This is a genomic window from Variovorax sp. Soil_C_39 (assembly GCF_057656815.1).
Window position 1 is genome coordinate 1 of sequence record NZ_JBDGJQ010000047.1, and the last position, 452, is coordinate 452.

The 452-nt window shown below is 71.7% G+C and carries 1 protein-coding gene; it reads right to left on the reverse strand.

Annotation, left to right across the window (positions count from 1 at the left end):
* On the reverse strand, window positions 1–452 hold a 452-nt coding region (locus AC3A6J_RS28040), incomplete at both ends, for an autotransporter-associated beta strand repeat-containing protein (protein ID WP_487863278.1).

The following is a 452-nucleotide window of genomic DNA, read 5'->3' on the forward strand; positions in this document are numbered from 1 at the left end:
GTCAGCGTGCCGGTGTAGTTGATGAGCCGGTACAGGCCCGCGCCGAACTGGCCGCCGGCCGTCTGCGCCACGTTCAAGGTGCCGTCGAGCTGCAGGTTGCCGTTGACGTTGACCAGGTCGTTCAGCGTGCCGCCCGCCACGCCGGCCTGGCCGAGGTCGTAGTTCAGCACCGCGCCGCTGCCGAGGCTGAGGTTGCCCGTCGTGAGCGTGCCGACGCCGCTGGCGACGCCTGTGTTGCCCGCGGACAGGACGGCGCCCTTGCCCAGTGTCACGTCGCCTGCGATGGTGCCGCTGCCGGACAGGGTTGCGCCGCCCTGCACCTGTACCGCGCCGCTGCCGGTGGCGCTGCCGCTCGTGTTGTTCACGCTCAGGGTGCCGGCCGCCACGGTGGTGCCGCCGGTGTAGCTGTTGGCGCCCGTGAGCGTGAGCGTGCCGCTGCCCACCTTGACGAT